This is a genomic window from Rhodococcus sp. IEGM 1354, from assembly GCF_030056855.1.
In the GTDB taxonomy this organism is placed as follows: Bacteria; Actinomycetota; Actinomycetes; order Mycobacteriales; family Mycobacteriaceae; genus Rhodococcoides.
Genome location: NZ_JASHKT010000016.1, coordinates 23047 through 45476 on the forward strand (window position 1 = coordinate 23047; position 22430 = coordinate 45476).

Sequence of the window (22430 nt, forward strand, 5' to 3'; positions counted from 1 at the left end):
TGCTGCCTCACAACAAGTTTCGGACCGCAGTACTGATGCGACCGATGTTCACCGCTTCACCGCTTCACCGCTTCACCGAACACGACACGAAAGGCTCGATGATCGCCCATGATTCTCGCAACCGCACAGGCCGTGCAGGACTTCTCGGTCCAGGCCATCGAATTCAACGTCACCGCCGAACTCCCGCCCGGCGCGAACGGACTGCTCAAACTGTTGAACTGGCTGCTGTGGGGAGTGCTGCTGGCCTGCATGGCCGCGATCGTGTTCTCGGGCGGAAAAATGGCCTGGGAGAAGTGGAACCAGGGATCGATCCAAGCCCCGAAGATCCTGCTCGGCGCTCTGGTCGGCGCGATCGTCGCCGGTAGCGCCAACGCCATCCTCAACGCAGTCGCCGGCGGATGACCGGGGCCACCGACGGCGGGACTGTCCTGGCCATGCCCGCCGATGTCGTCGAGAACATCAACACCGCCCTCGGGTGGATGCTCGGGCTCGTCGCGGTGGCCTGCGTAGGAAAGATCATCTTCGTCGGTGCCCGCATGGCGTGGGATCACCAGCACACCCCCGGTGTCGAATCGCCTGTCTCGGCCGAGTTCTTCGCCGCAGTCATCGGCTGGATACTCGCCGCCGTCGCCGCCGGCGGTATCGCCGCGGCCTTACTGGACGCGACCGGCACCGTCTCGAACGATCCCCAGCCGAGCCCCACCGTCGTCGACGACATCGAACGCATCAACCCACCTCTGGAAGGCGGACAATGACCATCGCCACTCACCCCCGCACGGGCCGTCGATACCTGACCGTAGGTGCGGCCACCGCGATCACGGTCGGCCTCCTACTGGCCGGTTGCAGCAACGACGAGACGGAACCGCAGAGCGATGCTCCCGCAGCACCGAGCATCGACATCCACCGGGCACCCGATATCGCCTCCTGGACCACAGCAGGGAGCATTGCGGTACCACTCGGCTCAGTCGACGGTCCGACCTCGTCCCCCGGGGCACCGTTCACCGGCTACACCCAGACCCCCCAAGGGGCAGCGCTGGCCGCGATCGACCAATCGGTCCAGCTCGCCACCGCCGTCGACGGACGTTGGGCGGAAATCCTGCCCGCTGTAACCGTTCCCGGCCCTGGCCGCGACCTGTGGGCCGGCAACCGAGCGTTGATCTCCACCAGCGGCATCGATCCCTCCGTCGCCCCCGAGATCGTCGGCTACACGATCGAGGAGTACTCGGCCGACGCAGCCGACGTCTCGATCGTCCAGCGCTTCCCCGACGACTCGCTGGCCTCGACCCTGACCCCGGTGACCTGGTCCGGCAATGACTGGAAGCTCACCCTCCCGGTCAGCGACACCAACCCGGTCGAGGATCTGGCTACCCTTCCCGACGACATCGTCGACCTGGAAGGAACCAGACCATGACCGAACCGCACTACGACGAAAACCCGACGCCTGCAACAGAACCGACCGAGCCGGAAGGCAAGCGCATCGGCACCGTCGGCTGGATCGGCGTCGGGATGGTGGTGGTCATCATGCTCGCCGGCCTCGCCGTGAGCCTGGTGGTCCTCTCCCGCGACCAGGACACCCCACTAGTCCCCCTCGACGACGGCGGCACCGCGGCACAGGTGACCCCGCAGGACACTGCCGGATTGTTCGAGCCCGATCCCGAATTCGATTCCCTCGACCGGGTCGTCTACGTCCCGAAAGACCCGAACGGCGTCATCCTCGAGCAGAAGACCCCACCTGCCGGACGCACGCCCGAGACCGCTCCAGAGGGTGTGATGCTCCAGCGGGTGCACGGCAACATGGTCCTGCCGTTCTCCACCTCCGATGGACCCACTGCCATCGATTCCTCCGGTGTGGCGACAGGATTCGGCCACACCCCTCAGGGTGCGGCGTTGGCTGCGGCGCACTACATCGCCTACTTCACCGGCGGAAACGACCGCATCGACATGATCGCAGCGTCGGGTCAGGCCGACGATCCGACCGGCACCATCGCGGAAGCCAAGCGCTACAACGCCACCGGCGTTCTCGGGTCCGTCGCGGACGGCTCCGCATACGTTGCCCTGCCCTCCTTGAAATTGAACTACACCGACGCCCTCACCCGCGTCTCGTTCGGCTACACCGCCACTCTCAAGGACGGCTCCCCCCAGTACCGGCGCGTGTTCTCGGACTTCATCTGGCGCGAGGACCGTGGATGGGTCATCCAGGTCCGACCGCTGAACTCCCCCCAGGGATCGACCGTCGGCGGTACCGCCGACCAGACGCCATTCGAGCCGGGGTGGCTGACATGGTGGTAACCCACAAGCCCCGAACGCTTCTGACTTACCTGCTGCGCTCCACGCTCATGTTCGTTGCTGTTTTCGCGCTGGTCGCGGGTAACGCCGGCATCGCGGCCGCACAGGACCCGCCGCCGGATGACCCGTCATTCGTCGAGAACGCCGCCACAGCCTCGACGTGCTCGAACGCCGTCGGGCTCGGCGTCGCCATAGCCAGTGAGATCGCAAATGCGACGGGCGTGACCGACGGTGCGCCGAGCTGCCTCGACGCGGTAGGTGACGTCGCGGCAGCACCGATCAACGCCGTCAAGAACGTCGCCGAAGGCGCATTCGAGAAGGCCGGTCTGAGCTTCGGTGAGGCCGGCGGCGCGGCCCTGAAATTCGCTCTGGGCTGGTGGATCGAGATACCCGGCCAGAACGAACAGGCATTCCAGAGCGTTCTGTCCACTGTCGGCGGCTACACCTACGACATCCAGCTGGCGTTCCTCATCGTCTCGATCATCCTGCTCGGCGGCAAGCTCGCCCTCGCCCGATCGGGAGCAATTCGGCAGGTCTCGGAGGAAGGCTTCCGCCAACTCGCCCGCGCCACGATCATTTCCGGTTCCATCGGCTTCTTCGTGGTGATCGGCACCCGGATATCGGATGGGGTCAGTAGCTGGTTCATCACCTCCACCGTCGGGGACGATCCCGCCAAGCTCGTCGAGGCGATGGTGCGGATCACGGTGTTCACCGGATCGGGCGGCGTCGCGATGCTGTTCGTCATCGGGCTGATCGGCATCCTCGGCGGTCTGCTGATGGCGTTTCTGCTCATCATGCGCATGGGCATGCTCGTGGTCGTCTCGGCGTTCCTGCCGATCGTCGCGGCCGCGGGTGGAACGCGGATCGGTGCGGGAGCGTACGACCGCTTGATCGCCTGGACGCTGGCGTTCCTGCTCTTCAAGCCGGTCGGCGCGTTCGTCATCGGGATCTCGGCCATGCTCTTCGCCCAGTCGGCCCCCTCGCAGGAAGCCGACGGCGGGATCATGACCGCCGTCGTCGGAGCACTCCTGCTGGCCTGCACCGCATTGGTGTTGCCGTCGCTGATGAAGCTACTGCTTCCTGAAACCTCCGGCGGTGCAGGCGGTCTCGCGGCCGCAGCTGCTCTCACCGGTGCCGCTGTCCAGATCGGCGGCATGGCCGCTACCGGAGGTGCCAGCGCAGGCGCGGGTGCCGCCGGAGGCGCAGCGGGCGGTGCGGCCGGCGGCGGCGCAGTGGAGGGATGGGCTCCGTCGAGCTCGTCCGGATCGGTTCCGGCGTCCTTCGGTGTCGGCCCCTCCGGCGGAGGCGGCGGCGGAAGTGACAGCTCGGGGCCGAGCAGCGGCGGATCGGACGGTGGAGGCGGCGGTGGATCGATGCCCAGCGGCGCAGGTGCAGGCGATTCCGGCGCAGAGACAGCCGGTCGGGCCACCGACGCCGGTGGACCGGCCGCCGGGGGTGGATCGGCCCCGGATTCGTTCGGGTCCGGCGTCGACGGCGCGGCCGACCGCACCGTGGGGAACAGCAACGATGACAGGGGATTCCAGATATGAGTGAGGCCAGCAAAGGCCCGACGACGTACGGCGCGTGGAGATTGCCGCGTTCGGGCGGCGCGTTCGGTGTGAGCTTCGCAGTGACCATCATCGGTATGGGCGTGGCCGTGGCCATGATCGCCACGTACCTGTTCACGCGGTCGTTGATGGCCTCGGGTCTGGTCGTCGCAGCCGGAGCGGTGGTGCTCGTGCCGATGGTGATGAACAAGGACGGGCAGAGCGGGCACCGCCGATTCTCCGGCTGGCGTTCGGCTCTGACCTCGAGCCGTCGCGGTGAAGACACCTACGCTTCCGGGGCCTTCTCGAAGGTGCCCGGCGGAATGCTGCGGCTACCGGGTGTTCTCGCCGGTACGGACCTCTACGAGGCCATCGACTCCGCCGGCCGCACGTTCTCGATGATCCACATGCCCGACAAGAACATCTACACCGTCGAGCTCGCTGCCGAGCCGCAAGGCGGAGAGAACTTCGACCAGGAGCACCTCGACCGCGCGGTGAACAACTGGGGACAGCAGCTCACCGCATTCGGCGACGTTTCCGACATCCCGTTGGTGGCAGCGGTACTCGAAACCGTTCCCGACACCGGCACGGTTCTGATGGAGACCGTGCGGGGCCGGGTGCGCCGCGATGCCCCCGAGCTCGCGCGGCAGTCGATGTACGAAACAGCCACCGGCACCGCCAAAGGCGGCGTCCGGATGGCCGCGCGCCTGGCGATCACGTTCGAGGCCCAGACCGACGAGCGTCGCAAGGACCCCGCCGAGCAGGCCGTCGAGATCGCTCGTCGCCTCCCCGAAATCACCGCCGCCGCAGCCGCTGCCGGGGTCATCTGCACCCCCATGACCGCCGACGAGGTCGCCGGAACGGTGCGCCGCTCGTACGATCCCGCTGCCCTCGAAGCCGTCGAAGCCGCTCTCTACTCCGGTCAGGGCACCGGCTTGAACTGGGCGGACTGCGGGCCACGCACGGCGTTCCGTAAACGCGATCGCTACCTGCACGACGGCGCAGTGTCGGTGACCTGGGAAATGCGGGCCGCACCGAAACGCGCTGTCACAGAACGCGTCCTCGAGCGCCTGATCCGCCCGCACTCCGAACTGCCGCACAAGCGGGTGACGATCATCTACCGCGTTCACCCCGCCGGCGAGGCCGCCGACGTCGCGGCCAGCGACTACCGCAACGCCCGCGCCCGCCGATCCGGACGCACCGGCCTGGACAACATGGACGACGTCAACGACGAACGCGCCGCCACCCTCGCCCAAAGGGAACAGTCCCTCGGGCACGGCATGACCCGGTTCGCGGTCCTGATCACCGTCACCGGCCCCGCCGAGACCACCGACGTGCCCCGCATCGATGCCATCCTGCGCGACGTCTCGGTCCAAGCGCTGCTGTCGGTGCGGCGCAGCAACTACTGGCAAGACTCGGCATTCGCAGTCGGCCTCGGTGTCGGGGTTTCCGCACCCGAACACACCTCCCTGCCGCGCCTGGCCGACGGCTGATCCACACCCACCACCACTGCTGCGTCGTCGACCGATCGAGAGGACCACCCCGGTGCCCACCACCCACGCCCGCCCACCCAAGCCCGCATCGACCCGCGTCGACAAATACAAAGTCATGTCCGACGAGGAGCGTGCCGCGCTCGAGAGGCGTTGCGCGGCCGCGACCGGTATCACCGCCTTCTGGCTGCGTGCCCGCCTCAACCGTGACGCGAACCATCGTCGCAACCGGGACCGCGACCTGGCCCTGCTCGGTGACGGCACCGACACCGCGCGGTTCACCGAATCCGACGCACGCGGATTCAAAGGCTCGAGCAGCGGCCGCATGGCCATCGTGTTGCCGCCGGTCGAGTACCGCGGCACCACCAAGCAGGTCGCGGGGCTGTATCCGTGGATCTTCGGTGCCTCCGCACCGATCCTCGGACCGATCCTCGGACCGCACCTGTCGACCGGCGCTCCGGTCGGCTTCTCGCCGCTCGCTGCGAAGGAACGCGGCGCGATCACCGCGCCGGCGTGCATCATCATCGCGCTCAACGGATTCGGAAAGTCGACCCTGCTGCGCCGTATCGCGTTGGGAGACATCGCCGCCGGTATCCGGGTGATGTGGCCCGGCGACGTCAAGCCCGACGGCCGCAAGCTCACCGAAGCGGTCTGCACCACCGGCGTCAACGAAGTCGGTTACGGCACAGGCTCGTTGAATCCCCTCGATCCCGGCCCGATCGGAGTCGCTCTGGTCCGGTACGTCACCATCGACCCGGACCTGCGACGCCGCTACGAGTTCGCGCTGCACTTCCGTCAGGTCAACCTCGTGCTGGCACTGTGCGAGATCGTCCGCCGAAGTCCGTTGCAGGACTACGAAGAAGCGGTCATCGACTCCGGAATCCGCCTGCTCTACACACCCGTCTCCGACGGCGGCCGCGGACACGACGTCGAGCGGCCCGCACGCCTGTCGGACCTACTCGACCTCGTCGACAGCTGCCCCGAGGAACTACAGAACGACGTCGTCGCGGACAGCGCCGAGGAATACCGCGGGCAGGTCAAACCACTGCTCCGGACCCTGCGCGCGCTCACCAAAGGCCGGTTCGGAGAAACGTTCGACTCGAACACCACCGTCCGGATCGACATCGACAACCCCTCGACCTGCCTGGACATGTCCGCCGTCCCCGAAGGTGACTCCCTGATGCGTGCCGCCGTACTCGTCTCGGGCTGGTCGGAGTGCTTCGCCGCCGTCGACGCCGCGCACCTACGCGCCACCAGCGGCAACGGACCACACCTGGCCTTCTCGATCCTCATGGACGAGCTCTGGCAGGTCCTCTCGTGCGGTCCGACGATGGTCGACCGCCTCGACGGCGTCCAACGCCTGCAGCGCACCAAAGGCGTCGGCGTCATCGCGGTCACCCACTCGGTAGCCGACCTCGAAAAAGTCGGTGCCTCAGGATTCTTCGAACGCTCCCGCGCCCGCATCATCGGCCCCATCCCCCGCAGCGAAGTCGCCCGCCTCTCGGAGGTCATGCAGTTCTCCGAGCGGGAGAAGACGATGCTCACCAACTGGTCGGACTCGGCCGACCTGGGTTCGGCCGCGACCGCGATGACCGCGGCACGGATTCGCTGCAAGCACTGCTCACGGTCGCTGCTCTACCTCGCCGGCACCCAGACACCGGAATGGGTGCACCAGGACAGCGAAGCGCGGTACTGCGACGCCGTCGACCCGCAACAGGACGCGCACTTCCAGACGCAGGCCACCGACCGCATCGCCGAACCACTCGAAGCGGTCAAACAACCACCCTCCGGGATGGGGCACTTCCTGCTCAAGCTCGGTGAAGGCGGCCGCCCCGGTGTCCCGTTCCGGGTGTGGGTCACCCCGGCCGAGAAGAAGTCGGGAATCCACGACACCGATGAGCGGCTCGACGCGGCCGCCGAAGAGCAGCGACGCGCGGCGGTGACCCGATGACCGCGTTCGGTGGCAGTGAACGCCGCAAGTACCGGATCGTCGACGACGCCACCCGCGACGCCGCCATCGGCACCGTCTGCGACGCGATCGAGAAGGGAACATCGTTCACGGCGGCCTGCAAGGTCGTCGCCCAACACCTCGACGTCGCCGAAACGACGGTCCGCGGTTGGGTGAACGACTCCGGTCGGCGTCCGCGTGCCGATTTCGAGCAGGTCCTCGAGCTGCGCCGCGCCCTCGAAGCCGCCGCCGAGCTCAACCACCGGCTCGCCGCCGGGCGCACCAGCGGGTCGATGTTCGGGACGGCGACCAGCTGATGGCGTCGTCGTCCTCTTCCTCTTCCTCGTCGGCCGTGATGGGTGTGCTCGCGGCCGTCGTGGCGGTGATGATGAGCCTGGTCGTGATGATGGCCTTCCTCGCTCAGGACGAAGAGGACCAGGCCGCGATCGGGGCACTCGATTGCATGCCCGGCAGCAGAGCGACCGGACAGACGCCGGGCAACCTCCTTGCCGCGCCCGGCTCGTTCATCAAACCCGTCGACCCCACCCAAGTGACGTTCACCAGCGGTTTCGGTACTCGCTGGGGTGCCCAGCATCAAGGCATCGACCTCGCCGGACCGATCGGAACCCCTATCTACGCCGCCGCCGACGGCACGGTCAACGCCGCCGGGAACGCGTCCGGCTTCGGGCAGTGGGTCGTGCTCGACCACGTCATCGACGGCAAGACCATCTCCACCGTCTACGGCCACATCGACACCTTCACCGTCGCCGCCGGCCAACCCGTGCGCGCCGGGCAGCTCATCGCCACCCTCGGTAACCGGGGTGAGTCGACCGGCCCGCACCTGCATTTCGAGATCTGGGACGGTGGCCACGCCGGCGGGCAGGCCATCGACCCCCTCGCCCAGTACGAAGCCGCTCCCGCACCGGGTCAGGCTCCCGCTGCGCCGAGTCCGGCACCGGCTGCTCCTGCTGGCCCGGTCGACCAGCTGGCCGGCGCTACCGCCGGTGGCGGTGACCTTTCGGCCCCGACACCGGCGTCGATGGGCTCGGAAGCGAACTTGCAGGTCGGCACCAAGCGGCTGATGCGCGCCCTGGCCATGAAGTTCGGGGACCGGCTGGACTCGCTCGGCGGGTGGCGAGCAAACGGCGGAGCGGCCGCCGATCACCCCGAGGGCCGCGCCGTCGACGCGATGATCCCGAACTACTCCTCGGGCGAAGGCGTCGCGCTCGGCAACGAGGTCCTCGATTACGTCATGGCCAACGCGGACTTCTTCCACCTCGAGTACGCGATCTGGCGTCAGACCATCCATTTCCCCGGCCAGGAGCCCTCGCTGATGGAGGACCGCGGCTCGGACAACGAGAACCATATGAACCACGTCCACATCACCGTCGCCGCCTCCGGCTTCGACGACGCGGCCGCGGTCTGGGGACAGCTACCCGGCGGCGGGGCGGGGTCGAACGCTGCGGCCACGAGCCCGGGCTGCACCGTCGCCGGCGGAGGCCTCGGTGAAGATCTCGCCGACGGATCGGTCCCACCCGAGTTCGAGCAGTGGATCCGCAAAGCAGGCGGGATCTGCCCGCAGATCAAGCCCTCGCTCCTCGCCGCTCAGCTCGACGCCGAGAACGGCTTCGCCTACGGCGCAAACGCTCCCGTGTCTTCCACCGGTGCCGGTGGGCCCGCGCAGTTCATGCCGGGCACCTGGGCCAGCTACGGCAAGGACTACGACGGCGACGGACGGGTCGACGTCAACTCCATCGGGGACGCGGTCATGGCCCAGGGCCAGTACATGTGCGATATCGCCAAGGCCATCGATGCCGGGATCGCGGACGGACGTGTGGACGCGCCGAACGGTCCGACCGAGCTGTATCTCGCCGGCTACAACGCCGGCGAGGGAGCCGTGCTGTCCTCGGGCGGATTCCCCACCGGTTCCACCGATTACGTCGTTCAGACCCGCCCGTACGCCGACAAGATCATCGCCGGTGAAGCCAAGTACAGGAAGCAGAACTCATGAACGCCCACACCCACGCTCGCACCGCACTGGTCCATCGTCGACGACTCCTGCTCGCTGCGGCCATCGCCGCGGTACTCGCTGTCGCGGGCTGCGGTGGATCACCCGATCCCGATCCGATCCCCGAAGGCACCGACGCCCACGTCCAGATCGACCCACTCGACCCCTCCGGCCTCGACGCCCCCGGTGCCGCGACGACAGCGATGAACGCCATTCTGTCCTGGCAACCCGCTGTCGACGGCAGCAAGGCCGACGCGCTCGCCCGCGCCCGGCCGTGGATCACCACCCCCCTGATCGACACCCTCGATGCACCACAGAGCACAACCGAGCTACGTCCAGACAAGGAGTGGGACGCCTGGGCCCGCTCGAAAGATTCCCTCACCGCCACCTGCTGGCCCGTCGAGGGTGCCACCGCCCCGCCGGCCGGAATGCGCACGGTCATCGTCGACCTCGAATGCCGGCAACGCGTCCTCCACGCTGACGGCTCCTCGACACAGCGACCCACCGAACCGTGGCGGGCAACCGTCATCACCACCCCAAACGGGTGGAAACTGTCCGACTTCCGTTACCGCACAACCTGATCCACCACACCCACTCTAGGAGAGCCAGCGTGAACAACGACGTCAAAGATCCCACGAACGACACCGCCGCCACGTGGCTGCTCGGCGGAATTGCCAGTGCTGCAGTACTCGTCGGAGGAGGAGCGTCGATCTCTCTGCATCTGGGTAGCGCTCTGTCCGATACCGAACAGAATGTGCCGGCCAACCCTGCCGACGTCGTCTCCCAGCTCTACACCGGTGATCTGGTGTGGCCGACCGGTGCCACCATCGTCGCAGTGTTTTTCACCTTCCTGCTGCTGGTGTTGCTCGGGGCGGTGACGGTCGGCCTCGCCCGTCGCAGGGCCGGCCGCAGCCGCGTCGACGACGCCGCCAAATATCTCGCCTCTATCAAGGATGTCCGGTCGTTGACCGAAAAGTCATGCCGCGCAGCAGCAGACAGGCTCGGAACCTCCATCGAGAAAGGTTGCCCACCCGGGGTGCCGCTCGGGGTCATGGTCGGAACGAACGCCAGGCTGTACGCCGACATAGAGTCCACGCACGTCGACATCTGGGGTCCGCGTACCGGTAAGACCACCTCCCGGGTCGTTCCGGCGATCCTCGCCGCGATCGGGTCTGTGCTGACCACCAGTAACAAGCGCGACGTCGTCGACATCACCCGCGCATACCGCGCCGAGGTCGGCACCATCCGCGTCTTCGATCCCCAGAGGGTGGCGCACGAACCCCCGACGTGGTTCTGGGATCCACTGTCCTGGGTGCGATCGGAGACCGCGACCACGGCCGCGACCGACGACGTCGACGATGTATTCACGGACGTGTCGGTGCACGAACGCAAAGCCGCGGCGCTGGCCAAGCAGTTCGCCGTCGGCCCGGACGGGCAAGCTGCGAGCAAGGATTCGTTCTTCGACCCCGAGGGCGAGGACCTGTTGGCATCGCTGATCCTCGCCGCCGCGACCTCCCGCTATGGAATAACCCAGGTGTACCGGTGGGTGACCGACGAGCAGAACCTCGAACCGATCCAGCTGCTCCGCGAGGGCGGCTACTCCCTGATGGCAGACGGCCTCTCCGCCCACTACAACGCCACCCCGAAGCAACGCAGCGGCGTGTTCACCACTGCCAAGAAAATGATCAACTGCCTCAAGCTCAGCTCGGTCCACCCCTGGATCGAGCGGACCGGACCGGGCGACACCCGGCCCGAGTTCGACCCCGCCACGTTCGCGCGGTCGAAGGCCGACACCCTGTACAGCCTGTCGAAGGAAGGCGTCGGATCGGTCGGACCTTTGGTCACCGCACTCACCGTCGCGGTGTGTGACGAGATCCTCGACTACGCCAGCGAGATCGAGGGCGGGCGTCTGCGGACTCCGGTCCTGTTCGCCCTCGACGAGGTCGCCAATGTCGTTCGCTGGCAGGAGCTTCCCGGCCTCTACAGCCACTTCGGCTCGCGCGGCATCATCATCATGTCCATCCTGCAGTCGTGGTCGCAGGGGGTGCGATGCTGGGGCGAGGACGGCATGAAAGCGCTGTGGTCGGCCGCGAACGTGAAGGTCTACGGCGGCGGTGTCGCCGTCGACGACGGACCGTTCCTGCGCAACATGTCCACCGCCGTGGGCGATCATTACGAACTGTCCGGATCGGTCTCGTCCGGACGCGGCGGTGGATCGCAATCGCGGCAGCGCACCAAGGTGCGCACCCTGACCGAAGACGCCCTCGAAGCACTCCCCCGCGGCCGCGCCCTGGTCCGGTCGTCGGGCAACCTTCCGGTGTTGATCAAGACGGTGCAGTGGAGCAACGGCCCGTACGCCGACGCCGTAGCCGCTGCGCAGGAGCGAGCCGACAAGGCCGCCGCCGACGACCGAGCCGGCACCGTCCGACTCGACAAGACACCCGAGTTCAGCGGAACCGAAGCCACGCCGCTATGAGCGAGGACGATCCCGACTTCGATCCGCTGAGCGAGATCCCGCCGCCCAACGAACCCCCGCCCTACGACGACCTTCCCGCGTTCGAGGAAGCCCCGCCGTTCGGTCCAGGCAACGAGACAGACGGCGACGCAACGGAATACGCGTCGGTAGATGAGCTGCCACCGAGCCTGCAAGCGTTGGTCGAGCACAGCGTGAACAGACGCATCAGCAAAGAACTCGCCACGATCGCGGAGGCGCAGTTCGAGGAGGCCCTGACACCCGAGCTGTACGAACGGATGCAGACCGCCACGGCACGCGCACTGGCGGCGCACCTCGAGGAAGCAGCACGTCGAGCCGAAGCGGACGCCGACAACGCCGAAGCAAAGCCGGTGTACGAGACCCTGCTCGACTTCGTCGACGAGATGATCCGGCCGCACTATCGCCGCGAGGTGGTCGACGGCAACAGCAGGAAATGGTGCCCGCAGTGGTGGGCGCACGGTGAGGCGTACCGCCGTCTCGACGCTCTCTGGCGCGCATGGGAGCACCTGAGGCAAGACCCGAACACCGGGATGAGCGTGTGGTGGAGAGATCACGCCGACCACCACATGAGCAAGCTGTTCGACCCGCAAGGCCCGTTCTCCGCCTGCAGCGTCAAACACGGACACAAGACGTCCCTGCCGCCGCTGCCCGCCGATCCACCTGACCCGGCCCTGTTCGGAACACCCGCAGATCCGCGTACCGCCGCGCCCGCACCTGAGCTCGTACCCGCCGCATCCGAAGGAGACGAACACCGATGACTCACCCCACCGACGCCCTCACCGACGACCTCGCCCGGGCCCTCCGCACCACCCTGCAGGTCGCCATGCTCGCCGGACAAGACATCGCGCGTCGACGCGAGAACCGACTCCGCCAGGCGCAACAGGACAGCGAGCAACGCGCTGCCGCCCTCACCGCTCGACTACGTGCCGAACGTGCCTCCGCTGAGGCGCAACTACGTCCGGTTCATTCTCCGCGCTGGTGGACTGCCGCAAACCCGGAGATCCTCGCGAACACCTACCGCACCGCGTACGTCTGGAAGGACCAATCACCGCTCGCCGCCGACACTCTCACCCACCTCGACGAGCAACTAGCGCAGCGGCACGGAATCGACACCAGCAAGCTTGGCGTCGACAGAGCAGCCGTCGCGGACAAGGTCGAGGCGGTCATGAACGAACGCATCGCCCGCGAGAAGGCATCCGAGCCGTTCACCGAGCGCGGCTTCACCGTCGTCGAGGACCGTCCCGCCGGCCGAGGATTCATTCCCACCTGGGACCTCCGGCAAGCCAGCGGTGAGAACGTCGATCGAGAGACCATCGACGCCGCACCCGCTCACTGGGCGGTCTACCTCGCCCGGGACAAAGAAACTGGCGACTGGACGCCCGAGTACTTCTGCACCGACTCCGACGCCGCCGGATTGAACCGCCCTATCCCACCGCTGTATCTCGCCTACGAGGACTGGTGGTGGGAGATGGCCGCGGAGCACCAGATCGCGGAAATCCACGACCAGTTCATCCACAACGGCAGCGCCTACGGCATCGCCCACATGCAAGATCAGATCTCTCGCCGCTACGGCATCGACGCCCGACCGTTCGCCGGCCTACCGGACGACCTCGCAGCCCGCATCAGCACTGTCACCGCCGAACGCGACAAGGAACGCGCCGACGACAAAGGCACCCGAGAGCGAGTCGACGCCGCCGCTGCGATCGCGCAGGCAGACGCGATCGACAAGTCGGCCACCCGACGCCAGACGAGCGAGGCCACCGCGCAGCGCGCGCAAGAGCCCGCACCCTCTCCCCGCGAACAGCAGGAATTCGCGGACGCGTTGGAGTGGGCCAAGCAGGCTGTTCCGCGCGACGCTGAACGCTACGTCGACACGGTCGGCCGCCGACAGGACGCTGCACGCGAGACCATCATCACTGGCTGGGAGGTAGCACAGTCGAAAGGATGGGCTGCAGACCACGCGCCCGCACTTGCAGCTCAGTTCGCGCAGAGCGAGGCGTCGGCGAACCGGGAGGACTATCTCACTGCCAGAACGGAACTGATCGGGGAATGGACGGCCGCAGGACGTCCCCACGTCGATGTCATATCCGCGTTAGCGCCGCCTGCGGTCCCGTTCAAGTACGACTCGAAGGAACGCCGCGACGCGCTGTCGGCGACGCTGACAGCTGCCGGCGTCGATCCGGATGCGATCGCCGCCCGGCTCGCCGCTGATCGCGACAACGCCCACCCGATCGGCGCTCCTGTCGCAGGCGCGTCTTCATCGCCGAAGGCCCGCAAGGGTGACCGCAGCGCCGGTGTCGAAGTCAGTACCGAAAAAGGTGACCGATAGTCACAGCCCCGGCAAAGCCCCGCCCCCACCCTGGGGGTGGGGCTTTGCTCTTCTTGAGCTACCCCAGTCAGAAGGGCTGTTCGAGGTCCATTGCGTCCCGCTGCGTGCTTGGGTACCCCAATGGATATGGACATCGCGGTTGGGTGGATCGGGGCAATAAGTGCCGGAGGGGGCGCAGCAATCGGCGGCGCAGTGACACTGCTCGCCAACATACAAACCAATCGAGCTGCGAAAAAGCAACGGGAGCAGGAGCGAGAACACGCCGTCACAGACCGGCAGTTCAGTTCACAAGTTGCCTTCCTCGACGCCGCGAACGAGCTCACGGAGAAGATCCGGCAGCACTGGGGAAGCCTGCTCGACGACGATGCCGACGACGCGACAATCAAAGCTACGAAAGAGAAATACATCGAGGCCTGGCGGGTCTACTTCACGAGTACATCTGCTGCACGCCTGGCAGGTCCAGGAGGCCTAGAACCGGCCGCTACCTCATTTCGGGAAGCGATGCGGGACTACTCGAAGTGCCTTGACGACTGGGACGCAGAACATGCGGAACCCACCCGAACGAAAACGAACGAAGAATGGCACAACGAACTCAACTCACTGAGCAAGCAGCTGACCGAGAAGAAAGACGCGTACATCGCGGAAGGCGTGGACCTGCTGTCGTCCTGACGACGGGCGTCGCCTAGATGCCCGTTCCTGTGACCAACACAGTTGTAGTCGGGTCGACGTCGTCTGCCCACGCGAGCGTGGGCAGCTCGGCCCCATCCAATCCCGCCAATTCCAGTGCTACCTGAGCGGAGAGGTGCGAGGAATCGATCGACTGACCGTTGGTGATGGCGGCATAGAACTGTGCTGCGTAGTTGATGGCGTCGACGTCGTCGATACTGTCTGCCATGCCTATCGCGAACGGTACGACTTCGGCTACGAGGTCGTCGATCTGCGCCGCTGAGTTACAGGAGTTCAGGAGCACGAGGAGCGGCGGGGTGTCGGTCGCTTGAATGGCTTTGGCGAACGTGCGCGCCGACACGACCACGCCTGGGTGAGCCTCGTCTTGCTCATCCTCGAAAACGATGAGTTGATCGTCGCTGTGACCGGAAAAGTGCACTACGTGTGGTCGAAACTTGGTGATGCCGTCCAGAAGATCAGCCCCGGTGGCCGCTGGGCGCACATCGAACTCGATATGGTCCCGGTGTAAAGCTGACTCGACGGCGGCGCGGATGCGTTTTTGCTCTCTACCCACCCTCAGATCACCCTCTGACGACGCAGCGAGCATCAACACTCGGAGCTTTTCCGGTTTCGGTTCAGGCAGGTCTCGTAAGGCGGATCTGACCACGGACTCGGTCTGTGAAAGTCGTGCTTCCATCGCAGTGCGATCGCTGGCTGCCTTCCGCTCTGCCTGCTGTTGTTCGCGCTTTCGCTTGCGTTCGGCCGCATCGCTCTCGGTCTTTTCGGCCCGGGCGACCTTGATGATGAGGGCCGACTCCTCTCTGAGATACCCGGATGCTTTCGACTGCGCTGCGGACGCATCCTTACCCGCGGCCTGTGCATGCTTGTCTTCGCGCTCAGCTTTGCTGAGTTTCGACTTTCGGGTCGTTGCGTTGGTCGTCTTTTCTGCGGCCAGACGTGCGCTCGCAGCGTCGGCGCGATGCTTCGACTCTTTCGACCGGAGATCCCCGGCTTTGGTCTCTGCAGCAATGCGCAACTTGCGTTTGCGATCGAGCTGTCCCCGGTACTGACTGCTGCTCATTACCCCTCCTGGTCCGGGTTTCCCCGTATGTGGCTTTCCACGTTACGAGCAGCCACCGACATCCAGCATGAGGATGCCTAGCGCTCCTTCTCGTTGCGGAGTTCAGGAGAGTCGAGTCTTCGGTTGGGGGGCGTGTCCGGGGAGTCAGCTAGCCCGCGCTTGTTGCCTGTCGGTATGCCGACGGTGTCGGCGTGCCGAGCTTTGAGCACCTGTTTGATCTCGTCCGAGATGTCGGTTCGGGCGTCGATCTCGGCCGCGTACACCGCCCGTTGTTCACGCGCGGACAGGGTCCGGGGGCGCTCGATCGTGGCAACCGACTTACCTGCGAGTTGGGTCTCACGCAACCGCGCTTGGACAGAGTGCAGTTGCACCTCGGACATCGTCTCGACGGCGCGTGCACGCGTCAGATCACCGGCAGCGCGGTGAGCGCTGGCGATCGCCTCGACGGTCTTGGACAGCTGTTGCAGCAGCAACATGTACGCCGCTGTCGGGTCGTCGGTGACGAGCTGCAGCATGATCAGCGCTGCCCCGCCCGCGGAGATCGTCTTCTTCGGTACCGGTGCTCGTTGGTGCGCCGAGATCTGCGCCGAGTCGGCCAGCGTCCGTGCCGCCGCTGCCAAGGGGCCGGGCGTGGTCTCCACTCGCGCCGACCATGCCGCGAACACACCGGAGGTGCGGCCGGCGGCGCGTGCCCATTGCGCGGTGTCGGTCGCCGGGATCGACTCGAGGTAGGTGTTCCATTTGCCGATGTCGTCGGCGGCACGGGCGACCAGCTTCGGGTCGATCGGCGCGCGTTCGCGCCCGTCGGTGACGGTGACCGCTGTCCCGCGCCGTGTTGCCTTCCACTCGGCTGCAGCCGCTGTACGGGCGTCCTCGCTCTGGTCCCATTCGTCCCGCAACCGCGGCAGGGTGAGGTCTTTCGACAGGCGTCCGCCGCCGTACCAAACAGGTTTGATGCCGTTTGCTCGGTCGGCGGGTGTCGGTGTCGTGGCCACGGAGTAGCCGACCACCTCGCCGGCCGAACCCTTGTCGTAACGGGGGCGCACCAGAAGCTTGCGTGCGCGTAGTCGGCGGACGAACTCGGCTTCGGTCTTCGATGCGGTCGCGCAGGCCCGCACCGTCCGCTCCATCGACTCGCGAGCAGTTTCCGGTGCACCTGCCCGCCGCGCTCGTGCCGCTTCGGCCGGCTTGATTCCCCGCGTGCCGCGCTCGGCTTCCCGCGAGGCCAGCACAACCAGATCGTGTCGCCGTTCGAGGACGTTGCACGCCGCCTGGGCACGCTTGAAGTCGTTGAAGGTGTTGACCTTCGTTCCGTCCTCGCGGACCGCCGATGCCGCGATGTGGATGTGGTCCCCGCCGGCTGTGGTCTTGCCGTGACGGATCGCGACCCAGCGAGCCGGGGCTCGCGGTGAGTCCGCGTCGTCGAAGTCCATCTCCTTCATGAAGTCGGCCGCGATCGTCGCCCACTTCTCGTCCGACAGCTCACCCTCCTCGGGGTTGAGCGAGAGGGAGCAGTGCCACACGTTCTGATCCGACGTCGCGTCCGCCAACGCCACCGATCGCGGGACACCGTCGTCGATAGCAGCGTTCATCTTCCGTCGACTCGTCACCGACACCTCGGTACCGAACACCACACGCGCAGTGTCCAGTTCACCCGCCAACGCGATGGCGTCCTCGTGCGACAGCTCCCCCGCCGGGGCCGCGAACACGATGCTCTCGTGCCCGGCGACGACGTGCGGATTCTCGTGCTCGTTCGACTTGCCCGGACCGGCGAGATACACCACCAGTCCGGTCATCTTCGCGCCCCGAGTGATGTTCGGTATCAACGTCCCACCAGATCGCGCGGTAACCGGTTCACCCGATCGAAGACCTGCCGCACTGCCGCAATCGCCGCCGTCGTTTCCGGTGGCACCTGACCCGTCGCGTTCGCCACTTTCGCGAGCTGGTTCAGGTTCCGTCCGAGAGCCGCGATGAGCTTGGTCGCGGCGAACAACTCGGCCAGATCCTCACGCGAGACAGTCGACCGCGGAGCCTTGAGAGCAGAGTCGATCAACAGCCTGGCCACCGTCACACCCTGCACGCGGGCAGCCGCCTGAACCGCCATCTCCTGCTCGGCGGTCAGCTTCACCACGTGCCGGTACTCCCGGCCGCCGACGACGTTCGACTGACGGGTGCGCAGCCACCCAGCTTTGCGTTCTGCCATCACCCGCTCCTCCCGTTCGCACCTCACTTCGGCCCAGCGCAGCGACCCCAAACCTGGGGACCACGCAATCAGCGTGTCAGATTTCCGTCAGGAAATCCACACTTAGGGCACCTAAGTTATAGCTTGCTCCGCCAGGGCCACGCTGGTGGCTCGCGGAGCCTGCGGAGTGGGTCGCCAGAAAAGACGCTCAGGACGAGCGGCGCGAGTTCCGATTTCGCGCGCCGCAGGTGCGCGGCCAGCGGTTGTCCCCGGTTGTGGATTCGGACCCGATTGTGGGTGCCTGAGATCGAGCGGAGCGGCCTGGGAACTCTCGGACATCCACATGAGGACACAGTCCGATCCACAGTTGGGGGCAACCGCCAGCTACTGGTCTCGGAAGTGCGCCCGCACTTGGCCCGCGCGCGCCACCGACAATGAGCACATGATCGATGACGATGACGTGCCGTCCCTCGCGCTACCGAAGTCCCCGCACTGGCGCGCGCTGACCGCAGAGGCGACGTTGGCATCGGAGCAGATGGCTTCCGGGGCACGCGGCCTCGGAGCCCTCGACCCGATCCGGATCGGCTCCTTCCACACGGCGCTCTTCTCGCTGTCGATCGGATACGAACGGATGGCCAAGGTCGCGCTTCAGATCGACGCGCGCATCGAGACCGGCAACTTTCTCAGCGAGAAAGAAATGAGAAAACGAGGGCACAACATCGACACGCTCCTCGACCACGTCGAGGAGATGTCGATCCGCCGCGGGTACAACACCGACCCCGATTGCGTGCGGCCCAAGGGTGACATCACCTCGGCCATAACCGGAATCCTTACCGGCTTCGCACTCAAAGGCCGATACAACTATCTCGACAGCCTCGGCGCGCCCACGGCAGCACCGGCCGACGCCGAAAAACAGTGGGACGCCGACGTGATGGTGCCGATAGCAGCAGCGCATCTCAGCGACCGGCAGCGACTGACGCTGGAGGCAAGAGCAGCAAGGGCGCGGCTACTGGTTGACGATATGGCGAAACTCAGTATCGGAGCACTGGTCCGTCGGCAGGATGTCTTCGGAGATGTGCACACGGATCTGCCATCGGCAATGAGCCGAAAGCAGCTGTACAAGCTTCTGATCCCGTACAGCCGGATGTATGCGCTCCAACCCGCGCGGTGGCTTGCATACATTCTCACCGCCTTGGCCCAGGACTCGGTGGGCTCTTCCGGCGCACACGGAGACGTTCCCGACCTGTCCGCGTTCTTCCGCTGGATGTTGCAGGACGATGCGTACTTTCGGCAGCGAAGAGACCCCGGCAAAGGGTAGCGACGACCGATTCAGCTCAACCGAACCGTCCACGCGGCGCGCCTGTAGACAGCGCGCAGCGACACACGGTTCGATCTCAAGGTGACCAGCGAACGCTCTCCGTCGAACAACTCGTCCATACCTAAGCCACTCGGCAGGTGGGTTGTCTACGGAGCGGCGGCAACCGCGCTTCTCGGTGGAGCCCTGTTCTACTTGTTCGCCTGGCAGCAACTCGGTCAGTGGTGGGTGTGGTCGTTGGGTGACGCGACCGGACAGCAAGTATTCGATTCGGCGCGCACCGCAGTGACGCTCGTCGGTGTCGTCGGCCTGGGCGGCGCGGCGTTCCTGGCCTACCGCCGACAGAAGTCGACCGAAGAGACGTTGGACATCAATCGGGAAACGACCACACACGCATCGAAGGCCCTCGAGGTCAGTACGAAGTCGCTCCAAGTCAGCACCGACACCTTGATCCTCGGTCAGGAGCAACTCGTCCTGGGACAGAAACAATTCGAGCATGAGACCGTGCGCATTCTCCGCGAGCGCTACACCGCGGCAACCGAACAACTCGGCTCAAGCTCATTCGCAGTCCGCCTGGCCGGTCTGTACGCCCTCGCAGCCCTGGCAGACGACTGGCGTGAAATCGACAAACCCAGCGAACAGCAGGCGTGCATCGATGTCATCTGTGCCTACCTACGCACACCCACCATCCCGATGAAAGAAGACGTCGACGAAGACAACGAACCGGTCTTCGTCGAGGACGTTCAAGCCGGTTCTAAGGCCGAACACGAGGTACGGCGCACCGCTGTCCGGATCATCGCCGAACGAACGAGACCCCGAGCGGCGGCACTGCCCGCTCCTGGCTCATACGCAGAGTTCGTCGACGGGCCGTGGTCCGACCGCAGATTCGACCTCACCGGTGCCGAATTGGTCGATGCCGACTTCTCCAGCTGCACATTCCACGACCTCGATCTATCGAACGCACAGTTCATCGGACAAACAACGTTCAGCGCATCGGAGCTTCGACGAGTCCACTTCACAAACGCTCGGTTCTACACACACGGGCTGAAGACGGGGCGTGCCAGTTTCTCAGCGGCACATCTGAGAACCGCCATCTTCAAAGACGTGGGCATGCTCGTGCCCTGCACGTTTGACGGGACACAGTTCGAGGAATCAGCCACCTTCTACGGTGCCAGGTTCCTCGCGTCGGCCTCGTTCGCCGGTGCCCACTTCTCGGAAACGAGCTCAACGCTGTTCGACGAGGTCGACTTCGGCAACGACATGATCACCTTCGCCCGCGCCCGTTTCGACGGCCCGGTCGACTTCTCGACAGTCGATTTCACGTTCACAAGACGTGTCGACTTCGAAGGCGCGGCCGGCAGCACTCCCCCACGCATTGCGCCGGACACCCGTGATCGCTTCCCCGGATGGCCATGGACCGACGACGCCGATGCCGACACTGACGGGCCAGAGCCCGCGTAGAGCGAGTGCGGATCTGCCACCGATCCGATAGCGTTACTGGTGGATATCGGGCAGCCGTGCGGGCCGTCCGAGACCGCGTTCATAACAGCGCCACGCATCGGTTTGCGTGTGCGCTGCACGCCGTCTCCGAAAGGTCCGCACATGTCCAGCACTGCTCTCGATCCCACCACCGTTCGCGCCGCCGCTCAGGCCGCGCTCGATGCCCGGCTCGGTCTCATCGACGCGATCGTCGCCGCGCAGAACGAACGCACCCTCGCCGCGACGAAGGTCGCCGAAGCACAGGCCACCGAACGTGCCGCCGCAGCCACCGAACTCGCCGCCATCAAGGCTGCGCTGGACGGTGGCTGGTCCGCCTCCGAGCTCCGCAAGGCCGGACTCAAAGTCCCCACCTCCGCCGCGGGCGGCAAAAAGTCCAACAGCACCACGTCCGCCAAGACGTCGCCGCGGCCGCCTCGACTCCAACCGTCATCGACGCCGGCGAAGGACGAGAACGACGCTCTCGACTCGGGCGGCACGGACGCTGTCCAGAACTCGTCCGAGAGCTACGCGAACGCGAGCTGACCGATGGCCGTTCTGTACTGGCTGACCGTCGCCCTGACGCTGACGTCCTTTCTCACGACGGCAGTTGCCGGTGCCCGGTTCGGCCTCACGCTCCGGCACACAACCGTCTGTGGACCGTTGGACGACCGCATCAGTCGAAACCTGGTCCTGATCGGTCTTCTGTGCGCCGCCACCCTGGCTCTCTCGGCCTGGACATCGTGGGGCCCGAACCCCATTCCGCTCTGACCTGTCTCGCCCCAATCGAAGGCATCCATCATGGACACCACAGATCCCCACTCGCTCCCGCCGGCCACAGAGTCCCACTCGGCCGCGCCCTCGACTCGTACGCTGATCGAAGTCGAGATCTCGACCCTCGACCAACACGGCGACCCCGGGTTCGTACACACCCGCGGGCACTTCCACTCCCCCTCGACCGCGGCCCGGTTCGCGGTGAGCCAAGCAGAAACCATCGCGGACCTCCGACAGGTCGATACCGTCGCCGCGACGTTCACCCAGACCGTCGACGACTCGCTCTGCCTCATCGGGACACCCGGTGAGATCGCGTGCGCTCTGGCGTCGATGTCGGCCTACGCGCCGGGTGTCCGGTCGGCGGAACTACCGCCACCGGGCTACGTCACCACCGCCATCGGGGTCTGGACCGCCACACCGATCGAGCCGCTTCCCGGCGTCGACCCGGCCGACCTGATCGACGTCACCGTGCGCTCGACCCGGCCCGATCCGTTGCCGGACTCGACCACGGTGGCCGGCGACTTCCCCGCCCACTCGGCGCACATCTTCGCCGGCGCTCTCGCCCGCGAGATCACGATTCGCAGCGGTGGCCACAGCGAGGCGACCGTGAAAACGGTGCCCGGGCAACGCAGGCTCGTCGTCGAACACCCGGCGGAGGTCTTCGACGCCGATGCCGCAGCGGTCGCCCGCTACACCAGGATCACGCAACTACGGGCGAACCTCGCTGCCCTCGATCCGGTGGCCGACGCCGAATGCGCGGTCGGCCTCACTGCCGAGCTGCATGTACTGGAGAGCCATACCCGCCGGTCGTTCGACGACGAATCGGGCGAGTGA

At 66.3% G+C, this 22430-nt stretch carries 22 protein-coding genes; 19 read left to right on the forward strand and 3 right to left on the reverse strand.

The genetic code is table 11. The features are described from left to right. Positions 1-108: 108 nt before the first annotated feature. From QM588_RS23410 to QM588_RS23475, 14 genes are all read left to right on the forward strand, one after another. Positions 109-402, forward strand: coding sequence for a hypothetical protein (locus QM588_RS23410; RefSeq protein WP_048320431.1), 294 nt, complete (start codon positions 109-111; stop codon positions 400-402). Next, the gene (locus tag QM588_RS23415; protein WP_008720864.1) at positions 399-755 is read left to right on the forward strand and encodes a hypothetical protein; all 357 of its coding nucleotides are present in this window, start codon (positions 399-401) and stop codon (positions 753-755) included. The genes QM588_RS23410 and QM588_RS23415 overlap by 4 nt, the downstream gene beginning before the upstream one ends. After that, entirely contained in the window at positions 752-1411 is a 660-nt protein-coding gene (locus QM588_RS23420; RefSeq protein WP_283316972.1) for a hypothetical protein, read from the forward strand. Before QM588_RS23415 ends, QM588_RS23420 begins: the two co-directional genes overlap by 4 nt. Beyond that, positions 1408-2289, forward strand: a complete 882-nt coding sequence (locus QM588_RS23425; protein ID WP_053068865.1) for a hypothetical protein — start codon at positions 1408-1410, stop codon at positions 2287-2289. The genes QM588_RS23420 and QM588_RS23425 overlap by 4 nt, the downstream gene beginning before the upstream one ends. Further along, a complete protein-coding gene (locus tag QM588_RS23430) occupies positions 2280-3836 on the forward strand; it encodes a hypothetical protein (protein ID WP_048320432.1) in 1557 nt (518 codons plus the stop codon). The genes QM588_RS23425 and QM588_RS23430 overlap by 10 nt, the downstream gene beginning before the upstream one ends. Further along, positions 3833-5326, forward strand: a complete 1494-nt coding sequence (locus tag QM588_RS23435; protein WP_283316977.1) for an SCO6880 family protein — start codon at positions 3833-3835, stop codon at positions 5324-5326. Before QM588_RS23430 ends, QM588_RS23435 begins: the two co-directional genes overlap by 4 nt. A 52-nt stretch (positions 5327-5378) precedes the next feature. Then, the gene (locus QM588_RS23440; protein ID WP_283316979.1) at positions 5379-7274 is read left to right on the forward strand and encodes an ATP-binding protein; all 1896 of its coding nucleotides are present in this window, start codon (positions 5379-5381) and stop codon (positions 7272-7274) included. After that, entirely contained in the window at positions 7271-7588 is a 318-nt protein-coding gene (locus tag QM588_RS23445; RefSeq protein WP_048320437.1) for a hypothetical protein, read from the forward strand. The genes QM588_RS23440 and QM588_RS23445 overlap by 4 nt, the downstream gene beginning before the upstream one ends. Next, positions 7588-9282, forward strand: coding sequence for a peptidoglycan DD-metalloendopeptidase family protein (locus QM588_RS23450; RefSeq protein ID WP_442972971.1), 1695 nt, complete (start codon positions 7588-7590; stop codon positions 9280-9282). The genes QM588_RS23445 and QM588_RS23450 overlap by 1 nt, the downstream gene beginning before the upstream one ends. Continuing rightward, complete coding sequence (locus tag QM588_RS23455; protein ID WP_048320439.1) at positions 9279-9860, forward strand: hypothetical protein; 582 nt, start codon at positions 9279-9281, stop codon at positions 9858-9860. The genes QM588_RS23450 and QM588_RS23455 overlap by 4 nt, the downstream gene beginning before the upstream one ends. 29 nt (positions 9861-9889) lie before the next feature. Continuing rightward, the gene (locus QM588_RS23460) at positions 9890-11755 is read left to right on the forward strand and encodes a type IV secretory system conjugative DNA transfer family protein (protein WP_283316983.1); all 1866 of its coding nucleotides are present in this window, start codon (positions 9890-9892) and stop codon (positions 11753-11755) included. Further along, positions 11752-12531, forward strand: coding sequence for a DUF4913 domain-containing protein (locus tag QM588_RS23465; RefSeq protein ID WP_230678346.1), 780 nt, complete (start codon positions 11752-11754; stop codon positions 12529-12531). Before QM588_RS23460 ends, QM588_RS23465 begins: the two co-directional genes overlap by 4 nt. Beyond that, positions 12528-14102: a hypothetical protein gene (locus QM588_RS23470; RefSeq protein WP_283316986.1), complete on the forward strand. Its 1575-nt coding sequence runs from the start codon at positions 12528-12530 to the stop codon at positions 14100-14102. Before QM588_RS23465 ends, QM588_RS23470 begins: the two co-directional genes overlap by 4 nt. Before the next feature lie 120 nt (positions 14103-14222). After that, entirely contained in the window at positions 14223-14771 is a 549-nt protein-coding gene (locus QM588_RS23475; protein WP_283316988.1) for a hypothetical protein, read from the forward strand. Between the two features lie 13 nt (positions 14772-14784). Here the strand turns inward: QM588_RS23475 and QM588_RS23480 are convergent, their stop codons facing one another. From QM588_RS23480 to QM588_RS23490, 3 genes are all read right to left on the reverse strand, one after another. Then, on the reverse strand, positions 14785-15849 hold the full coding sequence (locus QM588_RS23480; RefSeq protein ID WP_283316990.1) for a hypothetical protein: 1065 nt from the start codon (positions 15847-15849) through the stop codon (positions 14785-14787). Between the two features lie 77 nt (positions 15850-15926). Further along, the gene (locus tag QM588_RS23485; protein WP_283316992.1) at positions 15927-17645 is read right to left on the reverse strand and encodes a relaxase/mobilization nuclease domain-containing protein; all 1719 of its coding nucleotides are present in this window, start codon (positions 17643-17645) and stop codon (positions 15927-15929) included. A 26-nt stretch (positions 17646-17671) separates the two neighbouring features. Further along, positions 17672-18052 (reverse strand): plasmid mobilization protein, encoded by a 381-nt coding sequence (locus QM588_RS23490; protein ID WP_283316993.1) that lies wholly within the window; start codon positions 18050-18052, stop codon positions 17672-17674. Positions 18053-18473: 421 nt separating this feature from the next. Between QM588_RS23490 and QM588_RS23495 the strand changes: the two genes are divergently transcribed. The 5 genes from QM588_RS23495 (at position 18474) to QM588_RS23515 (ending at position 22430) form a co-directional block, all read left to right on the forward strand. Then, on the forward strand, positions 18474-19349 hold the full coding sequence (locus QM588_RS23495; protein ID WP_048320448.1) for a hypothetical protein: 876 nt from the start codon (positions 18474-18476) through the stop codon (positions 19347-19349). A gap of 81 nt (positions 19350-19430) precedes the next feature. Beyond that, positions 19431-20807, forward strand: a complete 1377-nt coding sequence (locus QM588_RS23500; RefSeq protein ID WP_283316994.1) for a pentapeptide repeat-containing protein — start codon at positions 19431-19433, stop codon at positions 20805-20807. A 141-nt stretch (positions 20808-20948) separates the two neighbouring features. Next, complete coding sequence (locus tag QM588_RS23505) at positions 20949-21368, forward strand: hypothetical protein (protein ID WP_283316995.1); 420 nt, start codon at positions 20949-20951, stop codon at positions 21366-21368. Positions 21369-21371: 3 nt separating this feature from the next. Beyond that, a complete protein-coding gene (locus tag QM588_RS23510; protein ID WP_283316997.1) occupies positions 21372-21593 on the forward strand; it encodes a hypothetical protein in 222 nt (73 codons plus the stop codon). A gap of 30 nt (positions 21594-21623) precedes the next feature. Further along, positions 21624-22430, forward strand: coding sequence for a methyltransferase (locus tag QM588_RS23515; RefSeq protein WP_283316999.1), 807 nt, complete (start codon positions 21624-21626; stop codon positions 22428-22430).

Coding starts and splice junctions, on each gene's coding strand:
- QM588_RS23455 (WP_048320439.1), top strand. CDS start 9,279: ATGAACGCCCACACCCACGCTCGCACCGCACTGGTCCATCGTCGACGA.
- QM588_RS23480 (WP_283316990.1), bottom strand. CDS start 15,849: ATGAGCAGCAGTCAGTACCGGGGACAGCTCGATCGCAAACGCAAGTTG.
- QM588_RS23445 (WP_048320437.1), top strand. CDS start 7,271: ATGACCGCGTTCGGTGGCAGTGAACGCCGCAAGTACCGGATCGTCGAC.
- QM588_RS23475 (WP_283316988.1), top strand. CDS start 14,223: ATGGATATGGACATCGCGGTTGGGTGGATCGGGGCAATAAGTGCCGGA.
- QM588_RS23450 (WP_442972971.1), top strand. CDS start 7,588: ATGGCGTCGTCGTCCTCTTCCTCTTCCTCGTCGGCCGTGATGGGTGTG.
- QM588_RS23435 (WP_283316977.1), top strand. CDS start 3,833: ATGAGTGAGGCCAGCAAAGGCCCGACGACGTACGGCGCGTGGAGATTG.
- QM588_RS23420 (WP_283316972.1), top strand. CDS start 752: ATGACCATCGCCACTCACCCCCGCACGGGCCGTCGATACCTGACCGTA.
- QM588_RS23425 (WP_053068865.1), top strand. CDS start 1,408: ATGACCGAACCGCACTACGACGAAAACCCGACGCCTGCAACAGAACCG.
- QM588_RS23465 (WP_230678346.1), top strand. CDS start 11,752: ATGAGCGAGGACGATCCCGACTTCGATCCGCTGAGCGAGATCCCGCCG.
- QM588_RS23510 (WP_283316997.1), top strand. CDS start 21,372: ATGGCCGTTCTGTACTGGCTGACCGTCGCCCTGACGCTGACGTCCTTT.
- QM588_RS23485 (WP_283316992.1), bottom strand. CDS start 17,645: ATGACCGGACTGGTGGTGTATCTCGCCGGTCCGGGCAAGTCGAACGAG.
- QM588_RS23505 (WP_283316995.1), top strand. CDS start 20,949: ATGTCCAGCACTGCTCTCGATCCCACCACCGTTCGCGCCGCCGCTCAG.
- QM588_RS23495 (WP_048320448.1), top strand. CDS start 18,474: ATGATCGATGACGATGACGTGCCGTCCCTCGCGCTACCGAAGTCCCCG.
- QM588_RS23470 (WP_283316986.1), top strand. CDS start 12,528: ATGACTCACCCCACCGACGCCCTCACCGACGACCTCGCCCGGGCCCTC.
- QM588_RS23410 (WP_048320431.1), top strand. CDS start 109: ATGATTCTCGCAACCGCACAGGCCGTGCAGGACTTCTCGGTCCAGGCC.
- QM588_RS23415 (WP_008720864.1), top strand. CDS start 399: ATGACCGGGGCCACCGACGGCGGGACTGTCCTGGCCATGCCCGCCGAT.
- QM588_RS23490 (WP_283316993.1), bottom strand. CDS start 18,052: ATGGCAGAACGCAAAGCTGGGTGGCTGCGCACCCGTCAGTCGAACGTC.
- QM588_RS23515 (WP_283316999.1), top strand. CDS start 21,624: ATGGACACCACAGATCCCCACTCGCTCCCGCCGGCCACAGAGTCCCAC.
- QM588_RS23430 (WP_048320432.1), top strand. CDS start 2,280: ATGGTGGTAACCCACAAGCCCCGAACGCTTCTGACTTACCTGCTGCGC.